At 35.9% G+C, this 16,060-nt stretch carries 14 protein-coding genes; 10 read left to right on the forward strand and 4 right to left on the reverse strand.

What is annotated here, in order from left to right; all coding sequences use genetic code 11:
• Window positions 1–85: 85 nt before the first annotated feature.
• Window positions 86–1,513 carry an oligosaccharide flippase family protein gene (locus tag FW780_RS21745; protein ID WP_149835677.1) on the reverse strand — a complete coding sequence of 476 codons (1,428 nt, stop codon included), beginning with the start codon at window positions 1,511–1,513 and terminating at the stop codon, window positions 86–88.
• Window positions 1,514–1,613: 100 nt separating this feature from the next.
• Here FW780_RS21745 and FW780_RS21750 point away from each other — a divergent pair, with 100 nt between their 5' ends.
• Both FW780_RS21750 and FW780_RS21755 read left to right on the forward strand, forming a co-directional pair.
• A complete protein-coding gene (locus FW780_RS21750) occupies window positions 1,614–2,951 on the forward strand; it encodes a dihydroorotase (protein ID WP_149835678.1) in 1,338 nt (445 codons plus the stop codon).
• Window positions 2,952–3,347: 396 nt separating this feature from the next.
• On the forward strand, window positions 3,348–4,181 hold the full coding sequence (locus FW780_RS21755; protein WP_149835679.1) for a tetratricopeptide repeat protein: 834 nt from the start codon (window positions 3,348–3,350) through the stop codon (window positions 4,179–4,181).
• A gap of 67 nt (window positions 4,182–4,248) precedes the next feature.
• Here the strand turns inward: FW780_RS21755 and FW780_RS21760 are convergent, their stop codons facing one another.
• From FW780_RS21760 to FW780_RS21770, 3 genes are all read right to left on the reverse strand, one after another.
• Entirely contained in the window at window positions 4,249–6,546 is a 2,298-nt protein-coding gene (locus FW780_RS21760; RefSeq protein WP_149835680.1) for a GH92 family glycosyl hydrolase, read from the reverse strand.
• Between the two features lie 78 nt (window positions 6,547–6,624).
• The gene (locus FW780_RS21765; RefSeq protein ID WP_149835681.1) at window positions 6,625–7,308 is read right to left on the reverse strand and encodes a response regulator transcription factor; all 684 of its coding nucleotides are present in this window, start codon (window positions 7,306–7,308) and stop codon (window positions 6,625–6,627) included.
• Between the two features lie 2 nt (window positions 7,309–7,310).
• The gene (locus tag FW780_RS21770) at window positions 7,311–8,573 is read right to left on the reverse strand and encodes a sensor histidine kinase (protein WP_149835682.1); all 1,263 of its coding nucleotides are present in this window, start codon (window positions 8,571–8,573) and stop codon (window positions 7,311–7,313) included.
• Window positions 8,574–8,732: 159 nt separating this feature from the next.
• Between FW780_RS21770 and FW780_RS21775 the strand changes: the two genes are divergently transcribed.
• The 8 genes from FW780_RS21775 (at window position 8,733) to FW780_RS21810 (ending at window position 16,054) form a co-directional block, all read left to right on the forward strand.
• Window positions 8,733–9,143: a DUF1573 domain-containing protein gene (locus FW780_RS21775; RefSeq protein WP_149835683.1), complete on the forward strand. Its 411-nt coding sequence runs from the start codon at window positions 8,733–8,735 to the stop codon at window positions 9,141–9,143.
• A gap of 174 nt (window positions 9,144–9,317) precedes the next feature.
• A complete protein-coding gene (locus FW780_RS21780) occupies window positions 9,318–10,199 on the forward strand; it encodes an SDR family oxidoreductase (RefSeq protein WP_149835684.1) in 882 nt (293 codons plus the stop codon).
• A gap of 83 nt (window positions 10,200–10,282) precedes the next feature.
• A complete protein-coding gene (locus tag FW780_RS21785) occupies window positions 10,283–12,220 on the forward strand; it encodes a M1 family metallopeptidase (protein ID WP_149835685.1) in 1,938 nt (645 codons plus the stop codon).
• A 179-nt stretch (window positions 12,221–12,399) separates the two neighbouring features.
• The gene (locus FW780_RS21790; RefSeq protein ID WP_206669042.1) at window positions 12,400–13,287 is read left to right on the forward strand and encodes a DUF2589 domain-containing protein; all 888 of its coding nucleotides are present in this window, start codon (window positions 12,400–12,402) and stop codon (window positions 13,285–13,287) included.
• Between the two features lie 15 nt (window positions 13,288–13,302).
• Complete coding sequence (locus FW780_RS21795; protein WP_149835686.1) at window positions 13,303–14,001, forward strand: hypothetical protein; 699 nt, start codon at window positions 13,303–13,305, stop codon at window positions 13,999–14,001.
• The gene (locus tag FW780_RS21800) at window positions 14,001–14,579 is read left to right on the forward strand and encodes a hypothetical protein (RefSeq protein ID WP_149835687.1); all 579 of its coding nucleotides are present in this window, start codon (window positions 14,001–14,003) and stop codon (window positions 14,577–14,579) included. Before FW780_RS21795 ends, FW780_RS21800 begins: the two co-directional genes overlap by 1 nt.
• A 12-nt stretch (window positions 14,580–14,591) precedes the next feature.
• Window positions 14,592–15,854 (forward strand): S8 family peptidase, encoded by a 1,263-nt coding sequence (locus FW780_RS21805; protein ID WP_149835688.1) that lies wholly within the window; start codon window positions 14,592–14,594, stop codon window positions 15,852–15,854.
• Entirely contained in the window at window positions 15,851–16,054 is a 204-nt protein-coding gene (locus FW780_RS21810) for a hypothetical protein (protein WP_149835689.1), read from the forward strand. The genes FW780_RS21805 and FW780_RS21810 overlap by 4 nt, the downstream gene beginning before the upstream one ends.
• Window positions 16,055–16,060 lie beyond the last annotated feature (6 nt).

Raw genomic sequence — 16,060 nt, forward strand, 5'->3', positions numbered from 1 at the left:
TAATAATTATAACCTTTGATGGAATATGATTTATATCTTTTTAATATTTGAATAGATTGTTTACCATCAAAATAAAGACCAAAGTTTAATTCTTTCTGATTCTCGATAAAATCAAATCTTTTTCGGAATAAATCAAAATTCCTGTGAAGATCAAAAATAGTATATTACTTGTTAAAATATTATAGTTGAGATATTTTACAATGATGAAACTAAAGATCCCAAGCAAAATAAGGAAAAAAGACATTTTCTTCATTCTGTAAGGAATAGGATAATATTTCTGGCCCAGCAGATAGGATACAATCATCATAATAATATAGGCTCCAAACGTTGCCCATGCAGAGCCGATCATGCTGTGATAATAGTTTAAGGCTAAAAGATTGAGACCAATATTTATTCCTGCTCCAAGCCATGAAATAACAGTTCCTACACTGGTTCTGTCCGTTACTTTATACCAGGTGGAAAAGTTATAATATATTCCGAAGCAGAGATTGGCAATAACAATGATCGGGATGATATCTATAGCGATCCAATAAGATTTGTTGGGAATAAAAACTTCTTTCAGCCAGGATATATTGGCAATAATTCCTAACGCTACGGCACAGGCAAAGAAGGAAAAGTATTCTGCTACTTTGGCGTAAGTCTTTTTAGCATCGCCTTTATCCATTTGTTTAAAAAAGAAAGGCTCAATACCCATTCGGTATGCTGTAACAAATAAGGTCATCAGTACAGCCAGTTTATAGCAGCCGCCATAAGCACCGGCCTCTTCGTCTGAAATGTGATTTCTCTGGATGGATTTATCAAAGTTTTCATTGACCATAAAAGCCAGTCCCGCCAACATGAGCGGAAAAGAATATTTGATCATTCGCCCGAACAAAGAGGTTACAAACTGAAATCTTACTTTTAATATAATAGGAAGTAGTAATAAAACCCCTAAAGCACTTCCCGCCAAATTACTGAAGAACGGATAATCTACATTTTGGTCTAAACCAAAACTTTTGGATATGTTTTCCGGAATCCAGAAGAATAATGCTGCAGTAAAAACAGCCTGAAATATAGCCTGAACAACTCTTACAGCAGAGTATTTGATGGGTTTATTATGAAAACGCAGCCATGCAAACGGAATCACCAGTAAATTATCAAAAAACGCAATCAAAGCAAACCATCTGATGTATTCAGGATTATCATGATATCCTAAATAATCTGCAATAGGCTGATTGAGCAAATAGCATAATGCAAGAAAAGCCGTGGACGTTGAAAACAAAAACCAGAATGAAGTATTGAAAGTTTTTTTCTCATTATCCTCTTCAGCAGAAAACCGGAAATAGGCCGTTTCAAAACCAAAAGAGAGAATGATATTAACAAAAGAAATCCATGCATAAAGCTGTGTGAAAATAGCAAAACCTTCATTGGGAATTTTATAGATCAAAAGTGGATTAAGGATGAATAAAATAATTCTGGGTGCTATAGCTCCCGCTCCATAGATGATTGTCTGCCCTAATAGTTTCTTATACAAAGTCGAAATTTTTTACAAATGTAAAACTTTAAGTATTCGTTTGGTGATTTTGGGGTGAATTAAAACATAAAATCTTAATTTTACGGGGAAATAAATTGAAATGAAAGTTCTTATAAAAAACGTAAATATCGTGAACGAAGGAAAAGTCTTTGAAAGCGATATCCTAATAGAAAATGACTTAATCTCCAAAATAGCTGTTAATATTTCTGAAGATGCAGATCAGATCATTGAAGGTTCTGGAAAGTATCTTCTTCCAGGAGTAATTGATGATCAGGTGCATTTCCGTGATCCGGGACTTACACATAAAGGAGATATTGAAAGTGAATCAAGGGCGGCCATTGCAGGTGGAGTAACCAGCTTTATCGATCAGCCTAATACGGTACCGAATGCTGTTACTCAGGAACTGCTGGCAAATAAATATGAGATTGCTTCCCAAAAAGCATATGCCAACTATGGTTTTATGATGGGGGGAACGAATGATAATCTGGAGGAGGTTCTGAAAACAAATCCAAGGAATGTTCCCGGAATCAAATTATTCTTAGGTTCGTCCACAGGAAATATGCTGGTGGATAACCCTGAAACACTGGAAAATATTTTTAGTAATACCCAAATGCTGATTGCTGTTCATTGTGAAGATGAAGCTACGATCAGAGCCAATACTCAAAAATATATGGATGAATACGGTGAAGATATTCCTGTAAAATTCCATCATTTGATCAGAAGCGAAGAAGCATGTTACATCTCTTCTTCCAAAGCTATTGAACTTGCCGAGAAAACAGGAGCGAGACTTCACGTTTTCCATCTTTCAACAGCAAAGGAAATGGAACTTTTTAGAAATGATATTCCTTTAAAAGATAAAAAAATCACTGCTGAGGTGTGTGTTCACCACCTTACTTTTACCAATGAGGATTATGAAACAAAAGGCGGACTTATCAAATGGAATCCGGCTGTAAAAACTCAAAAGGATAAAGATGCCCTTTGGGAAGCACTGCTGGATGACAGAATTGATGTTATTGCTACAGACCATGCCCCACATACCGCTGAAGAAAAGAATAATGTATATACAAAGTGTCCTTCAGGAGCGCCTTTGGTACAACATTCATTGGTTGTGATGCTGGAAAACTATAAAAACGGTAAAATCTCCCTAGAGAAAATCGTTGAAAAGATGTCTCATAATCCTGCCATCCTTTTCAAAGTTGAAAAAAGAGGTTTTGTGAAAGAAGGATATAAAGCGGATCTTGTTTTAGTTGATTTAAATGAAAACTGGACGGTTTCCAAAGACAATTTATTATACAAATGTGGCTGGAGTCCATTGGAGGGAATGAACTTCCACTCGAAGGTTACCCATACTTTTGTAAATGGACATCTGGTGTATGATAATGGTAAGATTGCAGAGGAAAAGTTTGGAGAGAGATTGCTTTTTGAAGCAAGGGACTAATGAGATATAATCGAAGAATTACGATAATTCAATAAGAGCGGGTTTTAGCCCGCTCTATTTATTTGACCTCATAGATTATATGATTAAACTTAATCCTTTTTTGAACTCTTTTAAATTTTCAGATAATTTAAATTTATGTAGTTTCGCGCAGAAAAAAAATTACCAATATCTATGTATAAATTCTTTTTGATTTTATTTTTCTCATTTTCGTTACAGTTTAGTTCACAAGTCAATACACAACTGCTTGCAAATTCGTCATGGACAAGTGTAAAATCCAGTATGTTGGATGGAAGCAGGGATTTGTTCCAAAAACCATCCAGTTTTTTAGTATGGAAAATTAATGGGAATAACCTTTGTGAATATATTGATCCTTGGTATTTGGAAAGGAAAAATTGTATGAATATTAAGATCGAAAAAAATGTCATACAAATATCTGATAAACCAGTTTATGTAATTGAAAAATTAACCTCAGATTCATTGATTGTTATAGAAAAAAAAGATGATGTTACTTTTCCTGATAAAATAAGAAAGAGGTGGTTTGTAAAAACCTCGGAGGTTTTGAAAGATTTTACGGATAAAGCAACTGGTGATTCGATTATAATTACTTCCCGAAACGCAATGCCATCATTAAAAAGAGGAATAAATTTTGAGCTTCTTGAAAGTTATTCAAAAAAGAAATATACTCTGAATTTCGAGACAGTAGGAGAAATCAGAATTTTCCTTAAAAAACAAAAGGTTGAAGTAACTGTGGATTCTAAAAAGCAGAATAAAGATAATCAGACAGCTATTGAATTTTTCAAAACTACGCTGGAAAAAGATTATAAACTATGGAATCTGACAGGGTTTGAGAAATTTGAGAAAATTATTATTCCATACTATCTCATGGTGAAATTAGAAGATGGTGATGCCGGTAGTATTGCTTTTTTTGGCAAAGTTTCTTTTGAAAAAGATGAAAGAACTGTAGTAAGAATAAAAGATAAATTTGTGTCTGCAGAAAATTTCAATAAGGGTTTAAAAGCCATTAACAGTCAAAAATTTGATAATGCAGTTTACTTTTTCAATAAGGCTCATGAAGATGATAATACAAACACTGAAGCATTGTATAATGTAGCGTCAATTTCTCTAGCACAAAACAAAACAGACGTTGCATGTACTGCATTAAAAAAATTAAAAGATCTGGATCAAAAGGAAGGGATCAAACTATACAATGAAAAATGTTCAGGAAAATAATAATCAATAAGAGCGGGCTTTAGCCCGCTCTCTTTATTTTAAACCTTTCATTGGATTTAGTCACTTTTTATTTCTTCACCTTACTTCCCATATAAAAAGTAAGCTTCCCACCATTCATGATCTCAGAATGTTTCAGTATAAAATTCTTGATTTCTCTTCCATTTAAAAGAACTTTCTGAACATATACATTTTTCGGACTTTGATTGATTGCTTCAATTTCAAAAGTTTTTCCGTTTTCCAGATTCACTACAGCATGATCAATCGCAGGGCTTCCTATTGAATAATCTTCAGAACCCGGAGCTACAGGATAGAAACCCAATGAGCTTAAAATATACCATGCACTCATTTGTCCGGCATCATCATTTCCTCCCAATCCGTCTGGCGTTGCTTTATACTGCATTTCCAAAATACGGCGGATCTGTGCCTGTGCTTTCCATGGCTGGCCTGCCCAGTTATAAAAATAAACAACGTGGTGGGCTGGTTCATTTCCGTGAACATATCCTCCAATGATTCCTTCCCGTGTAATATCTTCAGTATCTGCGAAAAACTCATCAGGTAGATGCATGGTGAACAGTTCATCCAGCTTTGATGCAAATTTTTTCTTACCACCCATCATGCTGATCAGTTCATCCGGATTTTGTGGAACAAAGAAACTGTAGTTCCATGAATTTCCTTCAATAAAGCCTTGACCGTGGGTGCTTAATACATCAAAATCTTTCTTGAAACTTCCATCCGCCAGACGTAGACGCATAAACCCGATCGTTTTATCAAAATTATTTTTCCAGTTTTCAGATCGTTTGATAAACTGATTGTAAATTTCTGTTTTGTTTAAATGTTTTGCCAATTGAGCTATAGCCCAGTCATCATAAGCATATTCCAGCGTATTGGAAACTGAAGTTCCGCTTTTTTCAGCTGGGATATATCCAAGATCGATATATTGCCCGATACCTTCATAATTTCTTTTGTTGGCTGTTTCTATACATGCTTTTAATGCTTCTTCAGGATCTCCTTCATAATTTCCTTTAATAATAGCATCTGCCACTACACTTACACTGTGGTAGCCACTCATACACCAGTTGTCATTGGCATAATGAGACCAGATAGGTAGCATTTTCATAGAAAACTGATTATAATGAGCCATCATGGATTTTACCATATCACCATTCCGTTTGGGCTGAATAATATTAAAGAAAGGGTGAAGAGTTCGGTAAGTATCCCACAAAGAAAAGGTGGTATAATTGGTAAAGCCGTCTGCTTTATGAACATTCTGATCCAGACCTTTGTATTCTCCATTAACATCCATGTAAGTAGTAGGATTGATAAAGGTATGATACATGGCTGTATAGAAGTTGGTTTTTTCCGTATCAGAACCCTTTATCACAATTTTATTTAATTCCTTATTCCAGTTGTTCTGTGCCTGAGCTTTAGCCTGATCAAAAGTTATACTTCCTGCTTCTTTTTCCAAATTTTCTAAAGCGTTGGTCTGGCTTACCGGAGAAATGGCAAGTTTTACTTCAATGGCTTCATTTTCAAGAGTGTCAAAATCAAAAAACATTTTCAGGTTTTTACCTGCAATTTCAGGGAAGTTCTGATTTTGGTCAAATTTTCTCCAAAAACCTTTATAAACCTGCTTCTCATCATAGTTTTTCTGGCCATAAGATTTGAAAGGTTTTGAAAACTTCATCGCAAAATAAACCGTTCTGGTTCTTGCCCAGCCGTTAGTCTGACGATATCCTGTAATGGTATTTCCATTTTCTACCCTAACGTATGTCCAGACATTTTTTCCGTCATAATTATATATTCCAGCCATCAGATCCAGAATAATATGGGACTGGTCAGACTTCGGGAAAGTATAGCGGTGGATTCCCACTCTTGGAGTAGCTGTAAGCTCTGCCAGAATATTGTGATCATCCAGTTTTACTTTGTAATATCCAGCCTCTGCTGTTTCGTTTTGATGTGAAAACCGGCTTCTGTAACCATTTTCAGGATTGGTAGCTGTTCCGGGATTCAGCTGAAGTTTTCCTACCGTTGGCATGATCAGAAAATCTCCAAGATCAGAATGTCCCGTTCCGCTGAAGTGAGTAGAACTGAAACCTACAATCGTTTTATCTTCATAGCGGTAGCCGGCGCAGTATTTATAAACCTCGCCATTGTATTTTCCGTTAAGTTCATAAGAAATAGTGTCTGTTTCAGGACTTAGCTGTACAGCACCAAAAGGAACTGTAGCTCCGGGATAAGTATGTCCCATCTTTTCTGTGCCGATCAGAGGATTGACGTATTGTATTAATTTTTCAAATTTTTGGGCATGAAAGTTTGCACTTAAAAATAATAGAGAAAGAAAAACAATGGGTCTGTGATTTTTCATTAATGACAATTTTTCAAAGTTTAAAATTAATTAAAATCATCATTTGCTGTTGTGTTTTAGATCAATTTGAGTACTGTATTATTCTTTTTCAGAAAAGCGAAAACCTATTCCGTGCAGGTTTTCTATTAAAATATTCCGTTCTTCGGCAAGTACCTTTCGCAATCTGGAAATAAATACGTCTAGACTTCGTCCCATAAAGTAGTCATCATCACCCCAAATTGCTTTCAGAATGTCCTGTCTTTTTACAACAAGGTTTTTGTGACAGATAAAATATAAAAGCAGGTCAGACTCTCTTTGGGTAAGGGTAATGCTGTTTTCTATACCTTGCAGCGTATAATTTTTAGGATCAAAATCATACTTCCCGATTTTGTATTTTAGAGGAGAAGTATCTGTTTTCCTGGTGCGTTTCAGAAAGACTTCAATTTTCAGCATCAGTTCTTCAATACTGAATGGCTTTACCAGATAATCATCAGCTCCTATTTTAAGCCCTTTTATTCTGTCTTCTTTTAAAGCTTTTGCAGAAATGAAAATAATAGGGATTTCAGAATTTTTACTGCGGATATGTTCAGCTACTTCAAATCCGTTCATGCCGGGCATCATAATATCCAGCAGACAAATATCAAAATTCTGACTGTTAAATGCTTCCAATGCAGATTCACCATCAGAATAGCAGCTGATGTCATAATAACTCTCCAGGCTATCTTCAACGAGGAAAGCTATTGTCTTATCATCTTCGGCATATAAAATTTTAGATTTCTCCATACTTACACATGATTATTTGAAAACGGAAAAAATAGGGTGGTCGTAATTCCTTTATCGTCATTATTCTCCACAGAAATTTTCCAGTGATGCTGCTGAACTACTTTTTTCACATAAAATAATCCCAGACCAAAACCATTCACTTCTTCGCTTCTTTTAGTATGTACCCTGTAAAACTTTTCAAAAATATGAGGAATATTTTTAGCAGGAATCCCCATTCCGTTGTCTTTAAACTTTAAATATAAGCCTTTTGAATCTTTATTGGCTGAAATTTTAATTACAGGCTTTGTTTCACAATATTTGATGGAATTATCCAACAGGTTGTAAATGATGTTGGTAAAGTGAAATTCATCCGCCATTACAGAGGTGCTGTTTTCAATATCAATCTTAATGCTGAGGTCTTTATTTTTATGCTGTATAGTGTCTGCAATTTCCTGAATAAAAGGAAGTAACAATATTTTCTGAGGTTTCAAAGAAAGTCCTGCTGCATCGTTCTTGGCAATATTCAATATTTTTTCAATATGATTATTGAGCTTATGACTTTGATTGATAATTATGGAAGTATAGGTTTGCAGTTTAGAATTATTCTGTATCAGATCCTGTTTATTAAGTGCCTCTGAAGCCAAAAGTATAGAAGATAAAGGCGTTTTAAACTCATGAGTCATATTATTGATAAAGTCACGCTGCAACTCCGAAAATTTCTTTTGTTGAATAATGGTATAAATAGAATAAACATATACCAGGAGAATGATAATAAGAGCAAATGTAAGGAGATACCAGAACCTTAATGAGCTGATTAGATAAGTTGTTTTATCAGGAAAACGGATGGAAAAATAATAGATAAGATTTTTATGCTTCGGAAAATTGATCATTTTGTTACTGGGATTTTCCTGGTGCGAAGTCATATACTTTCCGTAAACCATTTTATCACTGTGACAGTTGTATAAAGCGTATACATAATCTGTATTGATCTGAAAACGGGTAAATTCTGTTTTCAGATAGTATTCCAGCACTACGGGGTGAAATTCATTGTTGATATTAACCACATAATAATCATTGGCAATATTCTGTACAGGGTTTTCGGTATAGGATGTCTTTCCTCCGGAGAGTTTTTCTGCGACTTCCATTAAGGCAATATTTACCTTCTGATTGAATTTTTTATCTTCAAGATTATAAGCCTGGCGGGTCCACATCAATTGTGCTATTAAAATTCCGATAATAGCTACGAATCCCAGCGTTATTATAATATTGAGTTTTTTTATTTTCATTTCCTGAAACAATATTATCCAAAATTATCTATTTATCTTTTATCATTAACAACTCGTTAACAAATGTTTGAGAGCGGTTAACAAGTTGTAACCAAGGTCTGTTTTACATTTGCTATACCGAAAGAAAATAATCAGTTTCAAATATTAAAATTTATACTCATGAAAAAATTAAAAATTACCGCTCTTTTAGCAGTTTTGGCATTCTCTCCTTTTTATGCGAATGTATTTACTGCAGACGCTCCATCAATTGTAAAAATGGTTGCAGACGCCATTAAATGGAAATCAGAATCTATAGATGTAGGAAATATTCCTCAGGGAAAACCAAAATTGATCAGATTTGAATTTACCAACACAAGTTCAAAACCAATCATTATTCAGAATGTAGCTCCTTCTTGTGGATGTACTACAGCTGATTATACAAAAACTCCTATCCAGCCAGGAAAAAAAGGATTTGTAGAAGCGAGTTATAACGCAGCTGCAGTAGGTCCGTTTATGAAGACTGTAAACGTTACTACAAGTGACAGCAAAACTCCTAAGACACTTTCTTTCAAAGGAGTGGTAGCTTCTTAATATCCATTTTTAAAAGATAAAAATAGTCTGGTAAGTAATTATCAGGCTATTTTATTTTAGACTATCTGACTGATTTTAAAATAATAGATAAGAATAATTATTTGTAGCATTATTTATCGATCTATTTTAAAGGATTGCATTTCAATATTTATTATTTTTAAGAAAAAATAATTTATGAGTCTATATACACAACCTATGCTGCGCGAAGGGGCATTAAAAGATAAAGTAGCAATTGTAACAGGAGGCGGAAGCGGTCTTGGAAAAGCAATGACCAAATACTTTCTTGAACTAGGCGCCAAAGTGGTGATTACTTCCAGAAATCTGGAAAAACTACAAGCAACAGCGAAGGAACTGGAAGACGAAACAGGTGGTAAAGTTCTTTGTGTGGCTTGTGATGTAAGAAACTGGGATGAGGTGGAAGCTATGAAAGAAGCTACTTTAAAAGAATTCGGTAAAATTGATATTTTATTAAATAACGCTGCCGGAAACTTTATTTCTCCAACAGAAAAACTGACTCACTCCGCTTTTGATTCTATTCTGGATATTGTATTAAAAGGAACAAAGAACTGTACACTTTCTGTAGGAAAACACTGGATAGATTCTAAAACCCCGGGAACTGTACTGAATATCGTAACAACCTATGCATGGACAGGTTCTGCTTATGTAGTACCATCAGCCTGTGCAAAAGCCGGAGTTCTGGCAATGACCAGATCATTGGCTGTAGAATGGGCAAAATACGGAATCCGCTTCAATGCTATTGCTCCAGGACCTTTCCCTACAAAAGGAGCTTGGGACAGACTTCTTCCGGGAGATCTTCAGGAGAAATTCGATATGAAAAAGAAAGTGCCTTTGAGAAGAGTGGGAGAGCATCAGGAACTTGCTAACCTTGCGGCTTATCTGGTTTCCGATTATTCAGCATATATGAATGGTGAAGTGGTAACTATTGATGGAGGAGAATGGCTTCAGGGAGCTGGTGAATTTAATATGCTTGAAGCAATTCCTAAAGAAATGTGGGATGCTTTAGAAGCTATGATTAAGGCAAAAAAATCAAATTAAATTAAACTTATATTAAAAAAGCTCCCGGATGTGTAACAAATCCGGGAGTTTTTTTTACCTATACAGTAAATAATATTTTTCCAATGAACTTTAAATTTCCAACCCTCGTTTCAACTGTTGCAGTTTTGTTGCTCTCAGGATCAGCATATGCACAGCAAACTCCGAAATATGATTATGTAGAAGCATTTAAGCCATTTTTCTATCCTCAGACAGGTACAGCAACCCGTTCTGCAAGCGGACAGCCGGGACATGCCTATTGGCAGAATTCAGCAGATTATCATTTGAACGTCAGCCTGAATGAAGATAAAAAAGAAATTACCGGTACAGCACAGATTACCTATACGAACAACAGTCCGGATAAACTGGGTTTTCTTTGGCTGCAGCTGGATCAGAACCTGTTTGCTAAAGATTCCAGAGGAAATGGAGTAGTTCCTCTTTCGGGAAGCAGAAATGGGGCTCATGGCGAAGAGTTTAATGGTGGATATACAATTAAATCAGTAAAGCTTGACGGTAAAGAAGTAAAATACACCATTACCGACACAAGAATGCAGATTGATCTTCCAAAAGAACTGAAAGCCAACGGAGGCGTTGCAAAAATACAAATAGAGTACTCTTTTATTTCCCCTGATTATGGATCAGACAGAATGGGAATACAGGATACTAAAAATGGTAAAATCTTTACCATGGCACAATGGTATCCGAGAATGTGTGTGTACGATGATGTGTTGGGATGGAATACACTTCCATACATTGGAGCTTCAGAGTTTTACTTAGAATATGGAGATATTACAGCCAATATTACTGTTCCGGCTAATCATTATGTAGTAGCATCCGGAGAGCTTCTGAATGAAAAAGAAGTCTACAGCAAAGAAGAAATTGGCAGATGGAATCAGGCAAGAAACAGTGATAAAACGGTAATGATCCGCCCTGAGTCTGAAATCGGAAAGAATAAAACTTCCGGTACGAAAACCTGGAAATTTAAAATTAAGCAGACAAGAGATTTTGCATGGGCATCGTCAGCAGGATTTATTTTAGATGCAGCAAAAATTGATTTGCCCAGCGGAAAGAAATCTTTAGCTATTTCTGCTTACCCTGCAGAAAGTGCCGGTGAGAAAGCTTGGGGAAGATCTACAGAATATACAAAAGCTGCTATAGAACATTATTCAAAAAAATGGTATGAATACACATATCCTGCAGCCACTAATGTTGCCGGAAATGAAGGCGGAATGGAATATCCCGGAATTGTTTTCTGTCATATGGACTCTAAAGGAGAAGATCTTTGGGGAGTTACAGATCACGAGTTTGGACATAACTGGTTTCCTATGATCGTTGGGTCTAATGAAAGACTTTTTGCATGGATGGATGAAGGGTTTAACACATTCATTAACGGACTTTCAACTGAAGCGTTCAATAAAGGAGAATATTATAATAAACCGAATCTTGCGAGATCAGGAGTATATCTGTTGACAGACAGTCTGGAACCTGTAATGGTAGGACCGGATAATATGAAAGAAAGAAGTATCGGTGCTTTAGCTTACTATAAGCCGGGAACAGGATTGGAGGTTTTAAGAGAGACCATTCTCGGACATGAAAAATTTGACAAAGCATTCAGAACTTATATAGACCGTTGGGCTTTTAAACATCCTACACCATGGGACTTCTTCCATACGATGGAGAACGTTTCCGGTGAGGAACTGAATTGGTTCTGGAGAGGATGGTTTTTCAATAAATGGAAAATTGATCAGGCTGTTAAAAACGTAAAATATGTCAACGGTGATTTTAAAAACGGAGTTCAGATTACTGTTGAAAACCTTGGCCAGCTGCCAATGCCAACCACCGTACAATTGAGATTCAAAGATGGAACGGCTCAAATAGTAAAAATTCCTGTTGAAGTCTGGAAAAGAAATACAGAATGGACATTCAAGGTAGATTCTAACAAGGAAATTGATGAGGTGAAACTTGATCCGAATTCAGTAGTTCCTGATGTCAATCTGGAGAACAACAGCAAAAAGCCTGCATAGAATGTTTTGCGGATAAATATCGGCGAATCTATATGTTACAAAAGCCTGAGCTTACCATCGTAAGTTCAGGCTTTTGTTTTTAGGGTGTTTTTCCGGGGTAAGTAGAGGTGTTCTCCTACAATGTTTGGATGGTGAGTGATATACTTTTGTCTCACCATATTAATCAAAAACAAAAGAACATGGAAACATTAAAATCGGTGCTTGAAGCAAGCCACGCCAAAAAAACAAAAAATGAGTTAATCGATCTCTTGTCAGGAGTAGAAAAAGTACTTACCCCTGCTGTCTATGAAAAAGTATCAGGAATCGAAACTTCAGAACTGGGTTCATTAACGAACAAAGAATTATTAATCATTGTAGACGAATTCAAAAAGAACTATGATGAAAAATGGGAAAAATCTTTCTCCGGTGCATCTACAGAAATTATGAAGCTTATTGCCGGTAAAATAGCTGCCGATGACGAGATCTTCAGAACTTCTGATGCTGCCAGTGCAGATTTTGCTGCAGAATTGGGAAGTATTGACTTTGCTACTATTATTGGTGGACCTTTGGATGCCTGTGTAAAAGCACAGTCTAATGCCTCTATTGCAACCGTTAATTTCATTAATGAAGTTGGTTTTGAACTTACAGATCCTGCCAATGCTGCCAGTCCTAAAAAGCTGAGAATGGCGGAATTCAAATACAAAAAAAATATTCCGAATCCGGATTTTAAAGAAGATGAGCCGGTAAGTGCTTCCAATCCTAAAACAATTCCGAATGATGTGGAAATTTCAGTGCCTTTTATTGCGTTGCTGAATGTTCCAAGCTTTAGAATTGAAACCTGTGAAGTAGATTTCAATGTTAAACTTAATTCTACATATACTAAGGATGTAAGTGATGAATTTGGAATCAATGCCGGAGTTTCCGGTGGATGGGGACCTGTGAAATTTAAAGTGGATGTGTCTTACAAAAGAACTTCCAGCACAGGAATCAAAGTGGAAAAAGAATATTCTCTTGGCGTAAAAGTACGCGCAACCAATGATGAAATGCCTGCAGGACTTGAAAAAGTACTTGGACTTCTTTCACAATAATATATTTTACGAAAGATGATAAAATTATCAGATTACCTGGATTATCTCAACAATGAGATAATTCAGGCTCGTAAAAAAGCAGACGAAAATGCGGTTCTTATTGCAAAAGAATATGCCCGTCATGAATACCTTAAATATTTTAAGGTTCCAAGATATGCGCTGCCCAGTGTAAAGATGGATATTCCGATCAAAATTACAGACATTGATTCGGCTCCCAAATATAATTTTAAGCTGAATCAGGACCAGTTTGTTACTGAATTGAATGAGAGAATCCGTTTGGTAAACAAAGAAAAAAGGATGAATATTCCTCAGATTTCCATAAAACAGATTCAGACCGAAGAGTTCAAAACGCTGTTCAGTAAACTGGAAAAAAATGATCAGAAATTTGGTAAGCTTCCCGCCAGCGAAGTTCTTAAACTGGATCTCAGACACAAAGTACAGCTTCTTAATTCAGGAATATTTCGGCCTCAGGATGGGACAACTGAAGAGGAGACTGATGAACTGAAAGATATTTTTTCAAAAGTACTGCTGAATAAATATACGTTGGTCAATGCAAAGCTGAACAACATTTACATAGATCCCAATACAAGCGCAGCGGAAGATAAAGATAAACTGTTCATCAACCTTCATGTAGAAATGGAGGAAGAGGGAATCAGGATTGTATCCTACAAAGATAAAGACGGTAACGAAATTGAACAGATAACATTTGAGTAATGCAGGAACTTATTCACTTTACAGTACAGAAAATCAAGGAACTTCTGGAGCATTTCAATGAAGTTCAGGGGCTATACCTGTCAAAATCATTTGACTTTGATACCCGGTTTGATGTATTTCTCAACGAGGTCCTGGAATATTTCCGTACAAAAGGAAACACAAGTCATGAATCTGAAGTCTTGAAGATTATGAATATGATTTCAACCGTTAAAAGGGGTTTTAATCCTATAAAAATGGAGAAAATAATTACTGGAAGACGGGAGATTCTCGGTGGATTTTCATTCAACGGAATAGAAAGTATTTATGATATTCTGATGGAAATTTATACTAAGGAAAATAAAAAGCTTGATGATGCGGAAGAGCTTATTTCGGGGATTATTGTTTCCCTATACCAGAATGGAATTTTGGATGATGAAAAATTGAAAGAAATGAATTCTGTTGATAAAATTGAACGTTTCTGGACTTCACTGGTTGAGCAGAATACAGCGATCTCTGGAATTAATAAGAAGCTCAGACTGTCTGTCATTCCGGAAGATATTTTCCTTATCCTGGAAAAAATATTTCTGAAATTAATTTAAAAAAAGATCATTATGGAAACCGGAAGATATATTGTTCTATTGAAAGATCAGCAAAAAGCTGCACTCAAAAAAATAGAGAAAGAACTGGAAGTAAATATTACTTCTTCAGAGCTTCTTTCCAAAGAAAACCGTTCTTACGAGATTATTGATCAGGATAACAGTGTGCTTTATAAAAATCTGGGCATTCTTGTGGTGGATAATATGGATGAAGCTCAATTGAAAAGTGCCGTGAAAAATGAATCCAATGCTATCGTTTATTACGAAAAAGAACGGGAATTTTTTCCTGCCGATGAACTGCAATTGATTAATGAACTTAAAAAACAGTCAGCAGGACTCACAGAAAAAATTTCAGAACTTGAAAAATACATCACCAGCAAACCTTTACCTCAAAAATCATTCGTAGAAATGGAATGGGGATTAAAGGCGATTGGACTGGAAAATACCCATTATACAGGAAAAGGAGTTGATATCTGTATTCTGGATACCGGACTTGAAACTTCCCATCCCGATTTTTCTTCTGAAGAAATTGAAGGGAAGTCTTTCATAGATGGAGAAGACTGGAGCAGAGATCCCAACGGACATGGTACACACTGCGCAGGAGTTGCCACAGGAAATACAAGAAGTGATACCGGAAAACGCTACGGAATAGCGAAGGACTGTAATCTGAAGATTGCAAAAGTACTCGCAGATAACGGAAGAGGAACTACCAGCAGCGTGATTGATGCCATAGACTGGGCCATTACGAAAAAATTCAGAATACTTTCTCTTTCACTGGCAGCTCCTGTGAAGCTTGATGACCAGCCTTCCGTACTTTTTGAAACGATTGGAGAAAGAGCATTAGAAAATAACTGTCTTATTATAGCAGCTGCAGGAAATGACAGCAACAGACCTCAGGTTCCGCAGCCTGTTTCAATGCCGGCCAATTCAAAATCTATCATGGCGGTAGGAGCTATTGACGGGCAAATGAAAATCGCGAAATTTTCAAATGCAGGGATCAATCCGTCTACAGGAGGAAATATTAATGTGTGCGCGCCTGGTGTAGATATTATAAGTGCCTATCCTAAAAATTCAAAAAATAAAAAGAACTTTTATTATACGATGAGTGGCACCAGTATGGCTGCACCACATGTTTCCGGACTTGCAGCTTTGTATATGGAACAGTTTCCCGACAAATCAGCCAAAGAAATCTGGGAGCTTATTGAAAACAAAGCAAGGCCTATTGAAGGCATAAAATATAGAGATATTGGAAACGGCTTAATACAGGTATACCTATGATCACTTATCTTGCAGTTTTAAAGAAAGATATAAATTTTAAAAAGCTTGAAGCTCTTCTAAAAAGCAAAGGGATTAAGCTGGCTGCTCACTATAAAACCATTGGTGTGGTAAAACTTGAAAGCAGTATACCTGTTTCAGAATCCGAATTTCAGGAATATTTTATATCTATAGAAGAAGAAAAAGATAATTTAACAATATAATCATAT

This window comes from Chryseobacterium sediminis (assembly GCF_008386505.1).
Taxonomy (GTDB): Bacteria; Bacteroidota; Bacteroidia; order Flavobacteriales; family Weeksellaceae; genus Chryseobacterium; species Chryseobacterium sediminis.

Coding starts and splice junctions, on each gene's coding strand:
- FW780_RS21750 (WP_149835678.1), top strand. CDS start 1,614: ATGAAAGTTCTTATAAAAAACGTAAATATCGTGAACGAAGGAAAAGTC.
- FW780_RS21755 (WP_149835679.1), top strand. CDS start 3,348: ATGAATATTAAGATCGAAAAAAATGTCATACAAATATCTGATAAACCA.
- FW780_RS21760 (WP_149835680.1), bottom strand. CDS start 6,546: ATGAAAAATCACAGACCCATTGTTTTTCTTTCTCTATTATTTTTAAGT.
- FW780_RS21765 (WP_149835681.1), bottom strand. CDS start 7,308: ATGGAGAAATCTAAAATTTTATATGCCGAAGATGATAAGACAATAGCT.
- FW780_RS21770 (WP_149835682.1), bottom strand. CDS start 8,573: ATGAAAATAAAAAAACTCAATATTATAATAACGCTGGGATTCGTAGCT.
- FW780_RS21775 (WP_149835683.1), top strand. CDS start 8,733: ATGAAAAAATTAAAAATTACCGCTCTTTTAGCAGTTTTGGCATTCTCT.
- FW780_RS21780 (WP_149835684.1), top strand. CDS start 9,318: ATGAGTCTATATACACAACCTATGCTGCGCGAAGGGGCATTAAAAGAT.
- FW780_RS21785 (WP_149835685.1), top strand. CDS start 10,283: ATGAACTTTAAATTTCCAACCCTCGTTTCAACTGTTGCAGTTTTGTTG.
- FW780_RS21790 (WP_206669042.1), top strand. CDS start 12,400: ATGGAAACATTAAAATCGGTGCTTGAAGCAAGCCACGCCAAAAAAACA.
- FW780_RS21795 (WP_149835686.1), top strand. CDS start 13,303: ATGATAAAATTATCAGATTACCTGGATTATCTCAACAATGAGATAATT.
- FW780_RS21800 (WP_149835687.1), top strand. CDS start 14,001: ATGCAGGAACTTATTCACTTTACAGTACAGAAAATCAAGGAACTTCTG.
- FW780_RS21805 (WP_149835688.1), top strand. CDS start 14,592: ATGGAAACCGGAAGATATATTGTTCTATTGAAAGATCAGCAAAAAGCT.
- FW780_RS21810 (WP_149835689.1), top strand. CDS start 15,851: ATGATCACTTATCTTGCAGTTTTAAAGAAAGATATAAATTTTAAAAAG.